The sequence below is a fragment of the Pseudobutyrivibrio ruminis HUN009 genome (assembly GCF_000703005.1).
In the GTDB taxonomy this organism is placed as follows: Bacteria; Bacillota; Clostridia; order Lachnospirales; family Lachnospiraceae; genus Pseudobutyrivibrio; species Pseudobutyrivibrio ruminis_A.
In genome coordinates this window covers 2,660,582-2,678,313 of the sequence record NZ_JNLH01000001.1, presented here as the reverse complement: position 1 = coordinate 2,678,313, position 17,732 = coordinate 2,660,582, and the positions used below count along the sequence as shown (strand labels likewise).

Annotated in this window: 18 protein-coding genes; 14 read left to right on the top strand and 4 right to left on the bottom strand. The window is 41.2% G+C overall.

The genetic code is table 11. From position 1 onward, the window contains the following. Positions 1-45: 45 nt before the first annotated feature. The 8 genes from BO15_RS0112165 (at position 46) to BO15_RS0112135 (ending at position 8,916) form a co-directional block, all read left to right on the top strand. Positions 46-1,236 (top strand): 2-hydroxyacyl-CoA dehydratase family protein, encoded by a 1,191-nt coding sequence (locus BO15_RS0112165; protein ID WP_033154549.1) that lies wholly within the window; start codon positions 46-48, stop codon positions 1,234-1,236. After that, a complete protein-coding gene (locus BO15_RS0112160; protein ID WP_033154548.1) occupies positions 1,236-2,786 on the top strand; it encodes a 2-hydroxyacyl-CoA dehydratase family protein in 1,551 nt (516 codons plus the stop codon). The genes BO15_RS0112165 and BO15_RS0112160 overlap by 1 nt, the downstream gene beginning before the upstream one ends. A gap of 12 nt (positions 2,787-2,798) precedes the next feature. Further along, positions 2,799-3,590, top strand: coding sequence for an acyl-CoA dehydratase activase (locus tag BO15_RS0112155; protein WP_033154547.1), 792 nt, complete (start codon positions 2,799-2,801; stop codon positions 3,588-3,590). Next, entirely contained in the window at positions 3,590-3,748 is a 159-nt protein-coding gene (locus BO15_RS13720) for a hypothetical protein (RefSeq protein ID WP_167541231.1), read from the top strand. The genes BO15_RS0112155 and BO15_RS13720 overlap by 1 nt, the downstream gene beginning before the upstream one ends. After that, positions 3,748-4,458, top strand: coding sequence for a carbon monoxide dehydrogenase (locus BO15_RS0112150; protein ID WP_033154546.1), 711 nt, complete (start codon positions 3,748-3,750; stop codon positions 4,456-4,458). The genes BO15_RS13720 and BO15_RS0112150 overlap by 1 nt, the downstream gene beginning before the upstream one ends. A gap of 61 nt (positions 4,459-4,519) precedes the next feature. Further along, on the top strand, positions 4,520-7,402 hold the full coding sequence (locus BO15_RS0112145; protein ID WP_081828667.1) for an FAD-dependent oxidoreductase: 2,883 nt from the start codon (positions 4,520-4,522) through the stop codon (positions 7,400-7,402). A 133-nt stretch (positions 7,403-7,535) separates the two neighbouring features. Further along, positions 7,536-7,880 carry a hydrogenase maturation nickel metallochaperone HypA gene (locus BO15_RS0112140; protein WP_033154545.1) on the top strand — a complete coding sequence of 115 codons (345 nt, stop codon included), beginning with the start codon at positions 7,536-7,538 and terminating at the stop codon, positions 7,878-7,880. 103 nt (positions 7,881-7,983) lie between these two features. Then, positions 7,984-8,916: an SGNH/GDSL hydrolase family protein gene (locus BO15_RS0112135; protein WP_033154544.1), complete on the top strand. Its 933-nt coding sequence runs from the start codon at positions 7,984-7,986 to the stop codon at positions 8,914-8,916. A 130-nt stretch (positions 8,917-9,046) separates the two neighbouring features. Here the strand turns inward: BO15_RS0112135 and BO15_RS0112130 are convergent, their stop codons facing one another. Genes BO15_RS0112130 through BO15_RS0112120 form a run of 3 tightly spaced genes read right to left on the bottom strand, consistent with a single transcriptional unit; the run spans position 9,047 to position 10,977 of the window. After that, positions 9,047-9,679 (bottom strand): J domain-containing protein, encoded by a 633-nt coding sequence (locus BO15_RS0112130; RefSeq protein WP_033154543.1) that lies wholly within the window; start codon positions 9,677-9,679, stop codon positions 9,047-9,049. Beyond that, the gene (locus BO15_RS0112125) at positions 9,680-10,525 is read right to left on the bottom strand and encodes a DUF5685 family protein (protein ID WP_033154542.1); all 846 of its coding nucleotides are present in this window, start codon (positions 10,523-10,525) and stop codon (positions 9,680-9,682) included. It abuts the gene before it with no gap. A gap of 14 nt (positions 10,526-10,539) precedes the next feature. Further along, complete coding sequence (locus BO15_RS0112120; protein WP_052169921.1) at positions 10,540-10,977, bottom strand: hypothetical protein; 438 nt, start codon at positions 10,975-10,977, stop codon at positions 10,540-10,542. Positions 10,978-11,242: 265 nt separating this feature from the next. Between BO15_RS0112120 and BO15_RS0112115 the strand changes: the two genes are divergently transcribed. The 3 genes from BO15_RS0112115 (at position 11,243) to aspS (ending at position 14,015) form a co-directional block, all read left to right on the top strand. Then, positions 11,243-11,623, top strand: coding sequence for a metal-dependent transcriptional regulator (locus BO15_RS0112115; RefSeq protein ID WP_033154541.1), 381 nt, complete (start codon positions 11,243-11,245; stop codon positions 11,621-11,623). A gap of 58 nt (positions 11,624-11,681) precedes the next feature. After that, positions 11,682-12,143 carry a Fur family transcriptional regulator gene (locus BO15_RS0112110; protein ID WP_033154540.1) on the top strand — a complete coding sequence of 154 codons (462 nt, stop codon included), beginning with the start codon at positions 11,682-11,684 and terminating at the stop codon, positions 12,141-12,143. Between the two features lie 108 nt (positions 12,144-12,251). Then, positions 12,252-14,015 carry an aspartate--tRNA ligase gene (gene aspS / locus BO15_RS0112105; RefSeq protein WP_033154539.1) on the top strand — a complete coding sequence of 588 codons (1,764 nt, stop codon included), beginning with the start codon at positions 12,252-12,254 and terminating at the stop codon, positions 14,013-14,015. 122 nt (positions 14,016-14,137) lie between these two features. Here the strand turns inward: aspS and BO15_RS0112100 are convergent, their stop codons facing one another. Beyond that, complete coding sequence (locus tag BO15_RS0112100; protein WP_052169920.1) at positions 14,138-14,704, bottom strand: ECF transporter S component; 567 nt, start codon at positions 14,702-14,704, stop codon at positions 14,138-14,140. Positions 14,705-14,828: 124 nt separating this feature from the next. Here BO15_RS0112100 and BO15_RS0112095 point away from each other — a divergent pair, with 124 nt between their 5' ends. The 3 genes from BO15_RS0112095 (at position 14,829) to BO15_RS0112085 (ending at position 17,730) form a co-directional block, all read left to right on the top strand. Beyond that, complete coding sequence (locus BO15_RS0112095; RefSeq protein ID WP_033154538.1) at positions 14,829-16,112, top strand: PLP-dependent aminotransferase family protein; 1,284 nt, start codon at positions 14,829-14,831, stop codon at positions 16,110-16,112. An 88-nt stretch (positions 16,113-16,200) separates the two neighbouring features. After that, on the top strand, positions 16,201-17,043 hold the full coding sequence (locus BO15_RS0112090; RefSeq protein WP_033154537.1) for a transporter substrate-binding domain-containing protein: 843 nt from the start codon (positions 16,201-16,203) through the stop codon (positions 17,041-17,043). A 30-nt stretch (positions 17,044-17,073) separates the two neighbouring features. Beyond that, a complete protein-coding gene (locus tag BO15_RS0112085; RefSeq protein WP_033154536.1) occupies positions 17,074-17,730 on the top strand; it encodes an amino acid ABC transporter permease in 657 nt (218 codons plus the stop codon). Positions 17,731-17,732 lie beyond the last annotated feature (2 nt).

Here is a 17,732-nt window from a genome sequence, read left to right as displayed (position 1 = left end):
ACCAAGGCTTGAGAGTGTGACCTGCGGACTAAAGGGAGAAAATATATGAAGGATTTAAAACATCTTATATATTTTGAGAACTTGCTTATGGATGCTGATAATGACCTGGTGCGCGCGGCTCAGGCTGAGGGCCGTGTATGCGTAGGCAGTGTGTGTTATCAGATTCCAGAGGTTCTCATGAATTTAGGCAATTGCTTTACCGTAAGACTTCGTGCACCAAGAACTGGTTCTATGGAGATGGGAACTTACTATTTGACCAGTTTCTTGTGTGAGTATTCAAGAGCATTGCTTGAGCGTGCAATTGAAGGGGGATATCAGTTTTTAGATTGTCTTATTGCACCAGATGGTTGCACCATGATTAACAGATGTGTTGAAAACATGGAGCTTCTTAAAATGAACGACAAGGAGCACTTTTTCTACAAGTATTTAGAGGTTCCAATGAAGGCTGATAATAATGGATTAAACCTCTATGTAGGCCAGTGTCGTTCAAAGATTTTGGAGCCACTTCACGAAAAGTTTGGAGTGGATATCAGTGATGAGGCACTTCGTAAATCCGTAGAGGATCACAATAAAATTTGTCGAATCATTACTGAACTTGGCAATTTCAGAAAAGAGGAAAAGCCACGTATCACAGGATACGAATTCCATATCATCACAATGTGCACCTATGTGTGCCCACAGGATTTACTTCTTGAAAAGCTGGAAGAGACACTTGAAGAAGTAAAGAATCGTGTGCCAGATGAAAAGTGGCCATATCGCGCCAGAGTAGCGGTTGTTGGCTCAGAGGTAGACGATATCGATATGATAAAGCTTATTGAGGAATCAGGAGCATATGTATGTGCTGATAGATTTTGCTTTGGCTCGTTGCCTGGCCGTGAGGAAATCATTCTCAATGATGAGGAGGATGTGCTTACTCAGATTTGTCGTCATTATATGATGAGCTGTATGTGTCCTCGACACATGGATACTCCAAAGATGAATCGACGTCGTGAATACGTTGATGAAATTGCTAAGGAGTACAAGGCTGACGGAATCATCTACGAGCAGATGAAGTTCTGTGATCCATGGGCTTATGAAAGAATGGTAGGAAGCCATGTTCTTCGTGATGAATATGGTTATCCAGTGCTTACAATCGATAGACCATATGCGGTGGGTTCATCGGGACAGATTCGTACCCGAGTCCAGGCCTTCGTGGAAAGTATCGAAATCAAAAAGATACAGGGAGGTAGACGCTAATGGGAAAAGCAGTAGGCAGCTCAAAATTAGGAGAGTTATATAGCGGAGATAAAAAGGTTTTTAAGCACCGTGAGTGGAGAGGAATCAGGGATACCTGGTACGACTACATCAGATGGCTTGGAATCATAGCTATGCTGGGAAAGTTTATGCTCCACCCAAAGAATGTAAAAGGATTTTTCAGATATCGTTGGATGCTTAATTATTTGGCAGTTCCAATGATGATTGACAAACATTCCATGGGACTTCGCGGAGCGCAGCTTCGTATTTGTCGAGAGGAATATGATTTAGTTGCATCTGACGTTGCAAAGCTTCTGACAAAGATTTTTTCAATGGACAGAAACCTTGGAGCAAGTCCAGAAAAGTCAAAGCATGTAGTTCTCATGGATGAAAACGAAATGACCAACATCATGTGCGGCTTCACAAATCTTGAGGGACTTAGCTGGGAGACAGCAAGCTGTTATGTATGTGTTCTTCTTCAGGGAGATGCCATGACACATTATCTGGACGTTGTTCAGGAATGCGGTATGCCAGGTGATGTTTGTCCAATGCCTGCATCTGAGGCCGGCATTTGTATCGATGGAGATATGCCGGTATTTGGTAAGTGCGCAGTTCAGTGCAACACCACCTGTGATGGTTCACTTATGGGAAATGGTGTTATTTCTAGAGCTCTTGAAAGAAATGGAATACCAGTTCATCAGCTTGCAACACCACTTCGTCATACTGAGCCTGGAGTTCAGGAATATGCAGCCCAGGAGGTTCGAAACGCTATCGCATTCATTGAGGAGCAGACAGGCGAGAAATTCGACTGGGATTACTACTTCGTATGTGCAAAGCGAATCAACATAGGTGCCCGTGAATGTACAGAATGGCTTGAACTTACAAAGACAGATTATCCGCAGGTTATTGGAAACAACATCCTGCTTTATCGCGAGACAGAATATATGGCCATCGCAGGAAAGGTTCCAGCATTTGCCAAGCTTGATAAGAAGATTACCAAGATGGCAACAGAGGCATACCAGAAAAAGACAATGCTTGCAAAAGAGTATCGTCATCGTGCAGTTATTTGGGGCGTTCAGTCTCAATTCTACACAGACTTTGTTGCATGGCTTTTGAACTGCTGGGGAATTCTTCCAATGTTCGACATGCTCACAATGGTATCTCTTGATCCTATTTCAGAGGATGACAAGGAACAGGCCATCTACGACATGGCACATCAGTATGAAAACATGATTATGAGAAATCGTACTCACGGTGGTTACGAAGTTCTTCTTGATGACCTTTGGAGATACTGTGAGGAATTCCGTGCAGACATGGTTATCCTTTGGGAGCACATCGCCTGCAAGGCCCTTGACGGTATGCACGGCATGTTTGAAGAGCAGGCGAGAGAACACGGCATCAAATTGGTTTGGGTAAACCATGACCTTTATGATCCACGTGTAATCCCTCGCAAGAATCTTCGCCAGGACGTAAACCGCTACATGCGTTCAGTCCTTCGCGAAGAACCCCTCGACCCATCGTTGGAGGATTACGACGATACTAATTTATGGTAGGAGAATAGAAAGATGAAATATTTTGGTGGATGTGACTCAGGTAGTACTTATACTAAATGCGTCATTATTGATGAGACAGGTAAGATGGTGGCGGACGTCACTCTTAAGAGTCGTATAAATGCAGTGCTATCTTGTCAGGATGCCCTTGATCAGGCAGTGGCACAGGTGCCAGATTTAAATAGTGCAGAGGATTTGACTTATCTTGTAGGTACAGGATATGGCCGTAACAAGGTTCCTTTTGCAGATGAGAATATCTCAGAGATTAGCTGCCATGCCATGGGTGTCCATGTGGCTGACCCAACAGTAAAGGCTATTATTGATATCGGTGGACAGGACGTAAAGGGTATCGCAGTTGATACAGATGGTACAGTTCTTAATTTTGCCATGAATGATAAGTGTGCAGCAGGAACAGGCCGTTTCTTTGAGGCTATGGCAAGAGCATTTGAGATGGATTTGGATGAGTTCTCAAATCTTTCCCTCAAGGCAAAGAATGTTATTCCAATTACAGCGCAGTGTACCGTATTTGCGGAGTCAGAGGTAATCTCACTTGTTGGTGAAGGAAAACCAATGGACGAGATTGCAGCAGGTATCGAGCTTTCAGTTGCAAAGAGATGCTTTGTAATGTCAAAGAAGGCTGGTGCTACAGACAAGATTACACTTACAGGTGGATGTGCAAAGAATGCAGGACTTAAGGCTGCTATCGAGCAGGTTCTTAAGCTCAAGGTTATCGACCTTCCAATTGACCCACAGCTCATGGGTGCACTTGGTGCAGCAGAGTTTGCTAGACAGAAAGGAAATAGATAATGTTGAAAATAATAGGAATTATCGCAATAGTGTTGATATGCCTTTGGATTTTATCCATGATTGTTTATTTCTTCAACCTGGATATGAAACTTACAAGCGCATTACAACCGCTGCTTGCAAAGCATTACGATAAGATTAAGAAAGACAGAAAAATTTAATGAAGCTATATGATGAAAGCATTAAAGAGCTGCTTGCTGGATTAGATATTTCTGAGGCCAAGAGTCTTGATATCGTAAATGCGAATTGGACTGATGTGGGAGACCACAATCTAATTCTTAGAGCTGATATGGCTTATGAGTTAGGAGGCGGCACTCATCCTGCAGTATCAGCTATGGCTGTTACCTGCAATGACAAATTCGTAAATGGGGATGAGGTCTTGCTTATTGGTCCAGATTTAAATGAAATCAAAACAGACACGCCATATGCAAGAATAGCCATTGTGAAGGTGGCTGAGGAAAGCCTTGGGGATGGCAATGCACTTTATAATGCAATTAGAAAAATAGAATACGTTAGGTATCACATTAATCCAAAGGGATACATGACCCGCATTTCTGCATCAAACAACAGAGAGCCGGTAAGAGTTGGGAAGGATGCCCTTAAAGATGGACTAGATTTCGCTAAGGTTGGAAAGCTGTTCCTGGATACCTACCATGAAAACAAAAATATTGAAGCTGTAAAGCTCATATTTATAACTGACCCAGCCTTCGACTACAAGTCATTAGCTGGCCAGGCAAAGCATCTTGAAGATATCACTGGCGCAATAGATCATATCTTCAAGAATGTAATGATGGACTGCGGAAGCTGCTCATTGCAGAAGGTCTGCGATGAAGTGGAGGGCCTTCGTGAGCTCCATTTCTCAGTTCATTAAACATTTAAGTGAGGCAGTAGGCGTAACTGCCGGATTATAGTTAAGAAAGGGAGTATAGGATATGCCAGAGATGAGCAAAGTAATCGTTCCACCACATATGAACGATAAGGAGCCAAGCAAGAAGATTATTGAGCTTGGAAGAAAAATAACAGATGTAATGCCACACAAGATGTTTGGCGTAAAGGTAGAGGACCCAGAGTACTGGGGTCTTGCAGAAATCGTAACAGAGGAGATGGCAGAGGTTGGCCTTACAATGAAGGTTCGTCATCACTACACATTTGAGGATCTCTGCAAAATGAATCCTGAGAAAGCAAAGGATAAAGAAGCTTTCCAGAAGTTACTTGATGATATGTCATACATCGGACTTTTAGAGTACGATTACGGCAATCACTATGATCACAACGGACGTACAGCTCCACAGTCTGAGAGAAGATATGTGCTTCCTATCTTCGTTCCAGGTTCTGCAGAGCTTTTCAACATGGAAGAGTCAGTTCCAGGTGAGCGTTCAAACAATAGAATTAAGCAGCATCCAGCTGTAGCATCATTCTTCGAGAGAATGACATTTATTCCACTTGATGGTTTGACACACCTCATCCCACCAGGAGGTGCTGGTGTAGGTATGCACGTAATTCCTGTTGAGAAGGCTATCGAGTTTGAAAACGAAAAGGTAGACCTTGAGCAGATTTCATATTGGCTCAAGAAATACGAGGGACATATCGGTGTAGGCCAGTGTTCATGCCGTGTATCACGTGCTTGCCTTGAAGAAGGTTGTGGTGATGACGAGATGAACTGGTGTATCGGTCTTGGTGATTTCGCTGACTACTGCCGTGAGACAGGCAAGGGCCACGATATCACATACGAAGAGGCTATGCGCATTGTTGAGCGTGCTGAGACACTTGGCTTCGTTCATCAGATTACAAATATCGATGGTGAGAACAAGATTTTTGGTCTTTGCAATTGTAATGTAAATATTTGTAACGCCCTTCGTACATCACAGCTTTTCAACACACCAAACATGTCACGCAGTGCATACACAGCTCATGTTGAGGCTGAGAAGTGCGTAGCTTGTGGTAAGTGCGTTGAGTACTGCCCAGCAGGTGCTGTTAAGCTTGGTCAGAAGCTTTGCAAGAAGGACGGTTCTGAGGTTGAATATCCAAAGGTAGTTCTTCCAGACAGAGTTCACTGGGGCAAGGATAAATACAACGAAAATTATCGTGATGACAATAGAAAGAACTGCTACGACACAGGTACAGCTCCATGTAAGGTAGCATGTCCTGCACACGTATCTGTCCAGGGTTATGTAAACATGGCAAAGAATGGTCGCTACGATGACGCTCTTGCGCTCATCAAAAAGGACAACCCATTCCCAGCTATCTGCGGCCGTGTATGTAACAAGAGATGTGAGGCTGCTTGTACACGTGGTACTATCGATGCACCAGTTGCTATCGATGATATCAAGAAGTTTATTGCTGAGCGTGATCTTCATGCTGAGACAAGATACATTCCACCAATTGACATCCCTTCAAACCGTTTAACACAGTGGGATGAAAAGATTGCAATCATCGGTTCAGGTCCTGCAGGTCTTTCATGCGCTTACTACCTTGCAACAAAGGGATATAAGCCAACAGTATTTGAAAAGAGCAGTCGTCCAGGTGGTATGCTCACATGGGGTATTCCTACATGGAAGCTTGAGAAAGATGTTGTTGAAGCTGAAATCGATGTTATCCGTCAGCTTGGTGTAGAGATTAAGTGTAACGTTGAGGTTGGTAAGGATATCACACTTGATGAGTTACGTGCTCAGGGCTACAAGGCATTCTACGTAGCAATCGGATGCCAGGGCGGCAAGATTCCACCAATCCCAGGAACAGATGCTAAGGATGGTATTGATATTGCTGTTACATTCCTTCACAAGGCACTTGAAGACCAGAGCCAGAAGATGGATGGTAACGTAGTAGTTGTCGGTGGTGGTAACGTAGCTATCGACTGCGTACGTACAGCTGCTAGATTTGGTGCTGGCAACCCACAGATGTTCTGTCTTGAGTCTAGAGACGAGATGCCAGCAAATAACTCAGAAATAACAGAGACACTTGAGGAAGATATTGCAATCAACAATGGTTGGGGTCCAAAGGAAGTTCTCAAGGATGCTGATGGCAATGTATCTGGTATCGTATTCAAGAAGTGTACATCTGTATTTGATGCTGACCACAAGTTCAATCCTCAGTACGATGAGGATGACACAATGACAGTTGAGTGCAAGCACATCATCTTTGCTATTGGTCAGGGCATCGAGTGGGGTGGACTTCTTGGTGATGGAAAAGAAAAGGTAGAATTCTGGCACGGCAATTATCCAGTAGCGGACAAACTTACATACCAGACAGCACAGCCAGACATCTTTGTTGGTGGTGATGTTTATTCTGGTCCTAAGTTTGCTATCGACGCTATCGAAGCTGGTAAGTGTGCAGCAGATTCTCTCCACAGATTCGTACAGCCTGGTTGCTCTATGACAATCGGTAAGAATCGCCGTGACTTTATTGAGCTTGACAAAGACAACATTCTTGTGGAAGAATATGACACAGCGGGCCGTAATGAGCCAGCTATAGATACAAGCATTGATATGAAGCATTCATTCCGTGATGCTCACCTTACACTTACAGAGGAGCAGGTAAAGGCTGAGGCTAGCCGTTGCTTAAAGTGTGGCGCATCAGTTGTTGATGAGAATAAGTGTATCGGATGTGGTGTCTGCACAACTAAGTGTGCCTTCGACGCTATCACCCTCCACAGAACTCATCCAGAGTGCACACACATGGTTAAGTCTGAGGACAAGTTCAAGCATATCGGTGCTTATGCAGTAAAACGTGCCGCTAAAATTGCATTCTCTCGCAAGAGTGAAGCAGAAAAGCAAGCGGAAAGAGAACATAAGGCCTATAAGAAGGCAAATAAGTAGTCTTCATGGCTTTATATGAGGCAGTAGGCATCAAGCTCTGAGGTCACTCAAGTGAAGCTTTTTATGCTGAACGGAGTGACTCTCAGGCTTGTAGCTGTAACTGCCGGGGTATATTAGAGAGGAAGTATAAGTAATGCATGAATTAGGTATTGTGTTTCATGTGGCGAAACAGGTAGAAGAGGTAGCTCAGGAGAATAACGCAGATCACATCAGCGAAGTAGTTCTTTCAATTGGTGAGGTATCTACAGTTATTCCGGACTATCTTATTGATTGCTGGGCTTGGAATGCTAAAAAGTATCCAAGACTTGATGGCAGTAAGCTTACTTGCGAAACAATTAAGGCAGTGACTTTCTGCGAGGATTGTAAGCAGGAGTATGAGACAGTTGCTTATGGCAAGACATGTCCACATTGTGGAAGTGGCAACACATATCTTGTTACAGGAAACGAGGTTATCCTCAAAGAGGTAATAGCTGACTAGTTAGAGAGCCAATAAGCCTTGCTTGACAATATTTAAACTGTATGAAAAAATATAATACAGTTAAAATATTGAAGAGATAACACAGAAAAGTAGGCGACTTATTATGAAGAAAAAACTATTATCATTAGCAACAGTGGTGCTTAGTGTTTTTGCTTTATCTACTCAGGCGAATGCCACAACACTTAGCCTAGTTTATACAGCATTGGGAGATAGTTTGACAGACCCAAACACATACGCTGGAAAAGATTGGACCACATATCCAGAATACTTGTGTACAGATATGCTTCAGTACGATGTGTATATGACGCTTTGTAATCACGGTATTGGAGGTTACAAGACAGGGGATGTGCTTGAACAGATTAAGACAGATGAGACTGTCATTAATGACATCAAGAATTCAAATGTAATTACATTACAGGTTGGTGCGAATAATATTACATACGCCATGATTTATAGTTTGGCAGATAGTGGATTGATTTCACTTCCATTCTATTATTATTTCCCACCAGAAACAGATATCCCTACCTGTATTACACAGGCTACTGACGTACTTGCAGATAAAGACAACTACTATCATCAAACATATATTACCGGTGTAAAAGATGATTTAGATCAGATTATTTCAACTATCCGTGAGTACAACGCAGATGCAGATATCTACATAGCAACAGTATATTTTGAGCAGGAAACCTTCACTAGAATGTTCCAGGATATGTTTGCTTTTACAACAGACGAAAGCGCATTGTTAGCTGAGCAGTATGGCGTGGCAGCCAATGAAGTTCAAAACTACTTTAAGGATGCAGCTGCTTATAATGACAAGGTATACTATGTAGATAATTCAGATTTGGCCAACATTTATTATTTCCAATATAATGAGGCAGGAGGAATAGCAGATATTCATCCAAATCAGAGTGGTCAAATTGGATTAAAGAACGATTTTAAAAATGCATTTGGAGCAGGTAAAAAGGATCAGATTTTCACTACCACTACAAATGATTTTACAAGTCTAATTCAGAAAGTAACTGATGAATTATAAATAATATTTAAAACGAAAAAAGAACCTTTGGGTGGCTGAAGCCCAAGGTTCTTTTCTTTTGCACATCAACCGACATGCATTTGAAGGGAGAAAATATATGAACGGTCCGAATGACCAAGTAATTAACTAATTAAAAGAAGCAACACAGGTTGCATAATAAGTTTAGAAATGCCATGCTGATGCACCATCTGGCTACACCAGAATATGGTCTGTAATAACCGTAGCTGGCACTTCTGTTTTCATACCAATTACTGCTGAAGTTGATGCTTTGCTCAAACTGTCTATATCTAAAGTTGCTTGGCTCTAATGCGATAGCCCTGGAAATGAATTCCCTGGCGTCGTTTAGATTGCCAAGCCCCTGAGATGCCACTGAAGCGAAGAAGTACCACTGCCCATTGCGGTCACTTTCAGGAATACCATAAAGTACATTTAATGCCGATACAAATTGTCTTGCATTGATGTAATTGGCAGCAGCCTGCATCTTTATAGTAGACTCGCTTGAGCTAGTGTTTTCGTATTCAAAACCACCAGCGTACCAGTTGCCATAACCTGTATTGCCGGAATAGCTGCCGTTTTGGCGCTCATCCATTATCTGGTTGTAAGCAGCCTGGATTTCTTTGAATTTTTCTTCTGCCTGAGCCTTGTTTGGATTGTTGATGTTGGCATCAGGATGATATTTTCTGCTGAGATTTCTGTATGCTTTTTTTATTTCCTCATCTGAGGCGCCTCTTTCGACACCTAAAACGCTGTAAGGATTGAGCATTTATGGTTTCTCCTTTGGAGTGTTTTTCTTTATCTGCAGGTATTCGTATTTGGTCCATACTCCAGTGTAGATAATGTTTCTAAGAATATCTGCATTCTCCACTATTGGCAATCGTTCAAAGGATTTTGCACATTCTGCCATGAGAGATGTAAGATTGATTCTCACGAAAGTTTCGAATTCCTTTGGCGACTCCTTCTTCATAAATGAAAGAGGGTTGTAGTTGCCATTTTTTTCATCCTTTTTTAAATCCTCGTAGGCATCAATGATATAAATGAACTTGCCCATATGAAAGCCCATACAGTGAAGGGTACAACTCCAATCGTCATCCTTCCAATTCATAAGTGTACCAAGCATTTCGCCTGTGTAGCTGGAAACCTTATCAATATTGGTTTCGCGGGCTTTTTCTGCAGCTGAAAGCTGCGCTATATATTTTTCAACAGCAGCAGTTTGCTTTGGATATTTATCCTTGATGCGATTGTAGTCTTTTTTTAGACTATCAGCTGCCAGCTTTGAAATCTTGGAATTGTCATCTTTATAATTATCCATAAGACTGTGATATGAGAGAATGATGTCCATATCAGCAGCATACTGAATGGCTTCGCTATTATAGAAGTCTTTGACCTTGAATGGATGTATTAAGCAACGATGAGTGTCTTTATTAAGATCAGGCTCATACAGGCTTTGCAGAAGTATAGCTAGAAAGCAAAGGTCGTAGTTGAGCAAGAGTTGTCCCTTGAACCCGGCCTCCTTGCCAAGCTGATGACACAATCCACAGTAGAATTGTTGATATATTTTTTTGTCATCCTCTGAAAGCTGCTTTATATCAGCATTTATATATCCAAACAAAATCGATACCTTATCTATACCCTTTTAATAAATTGAGCGTGACACTTACTACATGTTACTTGTATTTTACCTCTACCTCTTGGAGCACGAAGCTTTTGCTTGCAGCATGGGCATTTGAAAATCGCATATACCTTACGCTGCTCATAGTTTGCCTTTGTGCGAGAGAAGAATGTTTTTGCTTTATAAGGAAAACCGGAAAACTTTCTTCTTATGCCTGCTGTCTTTTCAAGGAACTTTTGATTCTCGTAATAACGTTTCTGATAGTTCTTTGAAAGCATGCGCCAAATACTATATACGAGACAAGCCATAGCTATCAGATATAAAATATTTGAACCCGTAATCATGGTGAGAAACATAAGAATGAGAGCAATCCATGTGACTGTTCTGCCAAGTGCATCTACGCCTGTTCTGCCTGAGAAAAACTGTGCCATTTTATATCTGAAATCGTTCATTTTGGCCTCCTCGTGTCGGATATAAATCCGTTGTTGTTTAGTTGCACTTTAACTGTTAAAATAGGGTTCGTCAACACTTTGGAATAGTATTTAATAAAAGTTTAAGATTTGATTTAGAATGCTTGAAATAATATAATAGTTAGTGTAAACTAACTTTAGTTTAATGAGTTGCACTGAGGTAAGTTTTATGATAAGGTTTATGTGAAGTGGATTGTGTGCAACTGAAATTTTATTTCAAAATCCATTTAGTTTAGGAGGAGTTGTTTTGAGAACTTTTGTAAACGAATCAGCAGAAAATTATCTTGAGACTATACTTATGCTCAGCAAGAAATTACCAGTTGTTCGCTCGGTAGATGTTGCTAATGAATTGAACTTCAAAAAGTCATCAGTCAGCATCGCTATGAAGAACCTTCGTGAAAAGAATCATATCACTGTTACAGATGCAGGTTACATATATCTGACAGATGAAGGCAAGGCCATTGCAGAGATGATTCTTGAACGCCACGAGTTCTTTACAGATGTTCTTGTAAAGCTTGGTGTAGATGAGGAAATCGCATCAGAGGATGCATGCAGAATTGAGCATGTACTTAGCAAGGAAAGCTTCAAGGCAATCAAGGATTACGCAGAAAAAAATATTTTAAAATAATACTCCAGCCCTAAAATGGGGCTGGGTTTTTCTTAGTTTTAGCAAGGGGTATTGAAGTATGGATATTATGGAAACAGAGCAGCGTGAGCTTATTATTCAGCAGCTGAGAGAATCAGGCTGTCGAATCACGAAACAGAGATTAACAATCTTGGATATCATTTTAAATGGTGATCCATCTTGTGTTAAGGAAATCTACAGAGAAGCAGTAAAAAAAGATAAAAATATCGGTAGCGCCACTGTTTATCGTATGGTAAATACCCTTGAGGAAATCGGCGTAATCAATCGTAAAAACATGTATCAGGTCGATTGCAGCAACTGCGGACATCTTTGCGAGGATGCAGATTGTGATGACTCATGTCCAGGTGGTAGTTGTCCTGTATGTGAAACCAATGTTGTAGTTACATTGGATGATGATTCTAAAATCGTTATTGGAAGAGAAGAACTTAAGGATTTACTCTACGAAGGGCTCAAGGCTAAGGGCCGTATAAGTGGCCAGAAAATTTCTCGTTTGGCCATGTAGTTGATGCCCTCAGATAGTTGAATTTATAGTTATTCTGATGTATTATTAAAAGGCTGTCAGTGTACTGACGGCCTTTAGTTATGTCAAATTTAGAAGAGGAGATACACAATGACTCAGTCACGTACACACAACTGTAACGAGCTTCGTCTTGCTGATGCAGGAAAAGAAGTTACTCTAGTTGGTTGGTTTGAAAACATTAGAAAGGTTTCGAAGAATCTTGGTTTCCTTATTCTTCGTGATTTTTACGGCACTACACAGGTAGTAGTAGAGACAGAAGACATGATGGCTATCATCGATTCTGTAAATAAGGAGTCTACAATCTCTGTAACAGGTACTGTTCGTGAGCGTTCTTCAAAGAACACAGAGCTTCCTACTGGCGAGATTGAGGTTGTTCCTACAGATATAAAAATCCTTGGTAAGTGTGAACACAATGAGCTTCCATTCGAGATTAACCGTTCAAAGGAAGCTGATGAAAACACACGTCTTAAGTATCGTTATCTTGATCTTCGTAATCCAGAGGTTAAGAGCAAGATTATCCTTCGTAGCAAAATTGTTGCAGAGCTTCGTAGTGCAATGATTGCTCACGATTTCATGGAGATTACAACTCCAATCCTTACATGTTCATCACCTGAGGGAGCACGTGATTACCTTGTTCCAGCACGTAATCACCCTGGCAAGTTCTATGCTCTTCCACAGGCACCACAGCAGTTTAAGCAGATCCTTATGGCATCTGGTTTCGATAGATATTTCCAAATTGCACCTTGCTTCCGTGACGAGGATGCACGTGCTGACCGTTCTCCAGGAGAGTTCTACCAGCTTGATATGGAGATGGCATTTGCTTCTCAGGAAGACGTATTTGCAGTAATTGAGGATGTACTTCCTCCAATCTTTGCAAAGTACGGTGTATACAAGAGTGCTTCAACAGCACCATTCGTTCGTATCCCTTACCGTGAGGCTATGGACAAATACGGTTCAGATAAGCCAGATCTTCGTATCGACCTTGTTCTTCAGGATGCTACAGATGTTATGGCAGATTGTGGATTTGGTCCATTCGAGGGCAATGTTGTTAAGGCTATCGTTGTTGATGGCCTCAACGCTACACGTAAGCAGATTGATGCTATGATAGCAGAGGTAGAGGTTGCTACAGCTCAGAAGACATACTGGTTCAAGCTTGATGAAAATGGAGAGCTTGTTGGTGGTATCGCAAAGTTTCTTCAGGAGAGAAAGCAGGCTGTTATTGATAAGCTTGGTCTTAAGCCTGGTGATTTCGTTGGTCTTGCTGCAGGAAACCTTCTTACAGCTCAGAAGACAGCTGGTGTATTCAGAAAGCTTCTTGGCGCAGCTGCTGAGGGCCATATGAAGAAGGACACATACGAGTTCTGTTGGATTGTTGATTTCCCAATGTACGAAATCGGCGAGGAGTCAGGAGAGCTTGAGTTCTGCCACAACCCATTCTCAATGCCACAGGGCGGCAAGGAAGCTCTTCAGACACAGGAGCCACTTGATATCCTTGCATACCAGTACGACTTAGTATGTAACGGTGTAGAGCTTTCATCAGGTGCTATCAGAAACCATGATCCAGAAATCATGATTGAAGCATTCAAGCTTGTTGGTCTTGGTGAGGAAGATGTTAAGGCTAAGTTCCCTGCTATGTACAATGCATTTACTTATGGTGCACCACCACACGGAGGAATCGCTCCAGGTGTTGACCGTATGATTATGCTTATCGCTGGTGAGGAATCTATCCGTGAAATCATTCCATTCCCAATGAATAAGAACGCACAGGATATTATGATGGACGCACCTGCTACTGTAGATCAGAAGCAGCTCGACGATGTACACATCGCAATCGTAATGCCTAAAGAAAATTAATCTAGAAATTACAAAAGCCCCCAGTTACGGCTACAAGCCTATCGATTTCTCAATTCGACGGAATGTCTCATTTGAGAAATGATAGAGCTTGTGTCCTACTGGGGGCTTTCTTAGTTTTTGAATTATTTATTTATTTTTTGTATTACTGGATAGAATACTGTGCAGATTACCACGCCGAATGTGGCTTGTATAAGGTTTGGAATGATGCCAGCCAGTGAGGCGATTACGCCAGCCTGTAAGTCAGTTCCATTTGCTATAGCAAGCATAAAGATTTCAAATATAAAATAACCAAATACCATAACAAGTTCCCCGATTATTCCACTAATAATTAACTGGGGCAATTCTGTTTTTGTACTAATCACCTTCACGAGCAATTTAAAAACCAGATAGGCAGTCAAGGCTGTTAATGCTTTTATAATAAAGGTGGCTGGCACATAAACAAAATAGCCGCCAATTAAATCTGATAATGCAGAGCCGATTCCGGCTGCAAGAGTTCCCCATATTGGTCCTAAAAGAAGACCTGAAAGTAATACGAAACCATCACCTGGATGAATGTATCCCATGGTAGGTGTTGGTATTTTTATAATCATTGTGCCTACACATGTAAGAGCAGCAAATAATGCGGCTGTGATTAGTGTGCGTGTACGTTCAGTAGTGTTTACAGTTGTTTTTGTTGCTGTGTTACTCATGATTGTCCTCCCATTATATTAATTCTGCGAAAAAGTACTTTCTCATTTGTTATGTTGGAGCTATAATATCACCAAACTGACATCATAAAAATACGCAATATTAACTATTTTTTAGGGGACAGATATGAAGGTATACGAAAAGGTATGTGAATATTACATTAAGCAAATGAAAGAGGGGGCCTTGAAACCTGGGGATAAAATGCCATCTATAAGGACTTCAGAAAAGATACTTGGGGTCAGTCGTACATCCATTGAAACAGGTTTTTTACAGCTTGCCGCTGATGGATATATTTATTCTGTGGAAAAGGTGGGCTATTTTGTTTCTGACATGTTGGAAAATAACAATGAGGATGAAGAACAGGCTCCTCAGAATATAGATTCCGGTTCGAGAGTTTATGAATATGATTTGGCTACCATAGGCGAAGATAAAAGCGTATCTTGTCTGAATCTATGGAGACGATATATGAAATCTGCTTTGAGACAGGAGGATAGACTTCTGTCATATGCTAATAATCAAGGGGAGTATGATTTACGCCAGGAGATTGCTGCATATGTTAGAAAGAATAGAAATATTATATGCAGCGCAGATGATGTTGTGATTGGCGCAGGTTTCCAAAACCTTTTGCAGATTTTAATCCCTTTGATTCCGGGGGAGAAAACTATATCATTCCCTACCAAGGATTTTATGGATGGAGCTATTCTATTTAAAAGTGCTGGTTTCACTGTTAATTTTAGAGATAAGGAAAGTCATGTCATTTATGTAACTCCATCCTACATGACAAAGTGGGGCGATGTAATGACTATGAAGCGACGTAGAGAGTTGGCGGAACATGTGACCAAAAACAATCATCTTCTTATAGAAGATGATTATCAAAATGAATTTGTCTATTCCAGTAAACCAACACCTAGTTTGTATGCCATGACAGGAGGGGAGAATGTGGCTTTTCTGGGTTCGTTCTCAAGGGTTTTGTTACCTAGTGTCAGAATAAGCTTTTTGATTCTTCCTAAAAAAGCCAGAAAGGAATACCTTCAGATAAGAGGTTTGTATAATCAGACTGCTTCTAAAGCTGAGCAGATTGCATTGACTCAGTTTTTAAGAGACGGGCATCTTGATAGACATATTAAAAAGATAAAACGTTTATACGATGATAAAAGAAACCTTATGTATGAAGTGCTTCAAAAACTCTTTTCTGCTGATGCTGAAATCATTATGGGGGAAAGCGGAATGGAAATGGCAATGAGGATAAAAGGAGCTGGAATTCTTGATAAAATAGAAAATTCACAAGTTGCAGTTAACATACTAGAAGCCTCCGAGGATGAAGTAACTGTGCTGCTTTCTTGCAGTAAAATCGAAACTGAAAACATTTATAATGCCATCCAGAAATTAAATGATAGTTTACAAAAATAATTTAGTATGATAATGTACTAAAGTATAAGATAGTTTAGTGATTTATCACACTAAAGTGCGTTAAACATAATTTTAGGAGGCGGATTATATGAAGAAGAGATTATTAGCTACTATTATGGCTTTAACAATGGCTATGGGGTTTGTTGCATGCGGAGCGGACCAGACAAGCCAAACAGAGAATACATCTGATACAGCAGAGTCTACAGAATCAGCAGAGGCATCAGAAAGCGATGTGGCTTATATCCAGGAGAAGGGTAAGCTTATCGTTGGTATCACAGATTTTGCTCCTATGGATTACAAGGATGATAATGGTGAGTGGGTTGGATTTGATGCAGATATGGCAAAGGCTGTAGCAGATAGCCTTGGCGTAGATGTAGAGTTTGTTGAAATCGATTGGGACAACAAAATTCTTGAGCTTGAGAATAAATCAATTGATGTGGTATGGAACGGTATGACACTTACTCCAGAGGTTACAAACGCTATGGAGACAACAAATGCATACTGCAACAATGCTCAGGTTATCGTTGTAAATGCAGACAAGGCTGATTCAGTAACAACAGTAGATGAGGCAAAGGAACTTAGCTTCGCTGTTGAGTCAGGTTCTGCAGGTGAGGCTGCCGCTTCAGACAATGGCCTCGATTATGTAGCTGTAAAATCTCAGGCAGATGCAGTTATGGAAGTTGCTGCAGGCACATCTGATGCATGTATCATCGATCTTCTTATGGCAGGTGCTATGGTAGGAGAAGGAACAAGCTATCCTGACCTTACACACACAGTAGAGCTCACAACAGAGGAGTACGGTGTTGGTTGTAGAAAGGGTTCTGACTTAGCTGCATATATTAATGACCAGTTCAAGACTCTTTATGAAGATGGCACAATGACTGAAATTGCTGAAACATACGGCGTACAGGATGCCGTTGTAGAGCAGTAATCTAAAACTATAAAAAGGATTATTAACAACATGTTTTCAACGGTTACAATATCGCTTTTAGAGGGGTTCTTCGGAACCCTAAAGCTTTTTTCGCTAACTTTATTATTCTCTTTACCACTGGGGCTGATAATTAGCTTTGGTTCTATGAGCAGGACTCCTGTGGTGAGAATGCCAATCAGATTTATCATATGGGTAGTTCGAGGAACACCTCTTATGCTACAGCTTTTGATTATTTTCTATGGACCAGGAATATTCTTTGGCATGAACTTGTGGGGCTCAGGAGATTCAGGCAGATTTACGGCAGCTCTTGTAGCTTTCGTAATCAATTATGCTTGCTACTTCAGTGAAATCTTCCGTGGAGGAATCCAATCTATTCCAAAGGGACAGTATGAAGCTGCCGCAGTGCTTGGACTTACAAGACAGCAAACCTTCTTCAGAATCATACTTCTTCAGGTTGTAAAGAGAATTGTTCCACCTATCTCAAACGAAGTTATCACTCTTGTAAAGGATACATCTCTTGCCAGAGTTATTGCTTTTTATGAAATCATTTGGGAAGGCGAGAGATTTATAAAGAGTGCTGGAATTATTTGGCCTCTTTTCTACACGGGAGTATTTTATTTGATATTCAGCGGATTGCTTACATTGCTTTTCGGCTACATAGAAAAGAAATTAGACTACTTTAAATAATG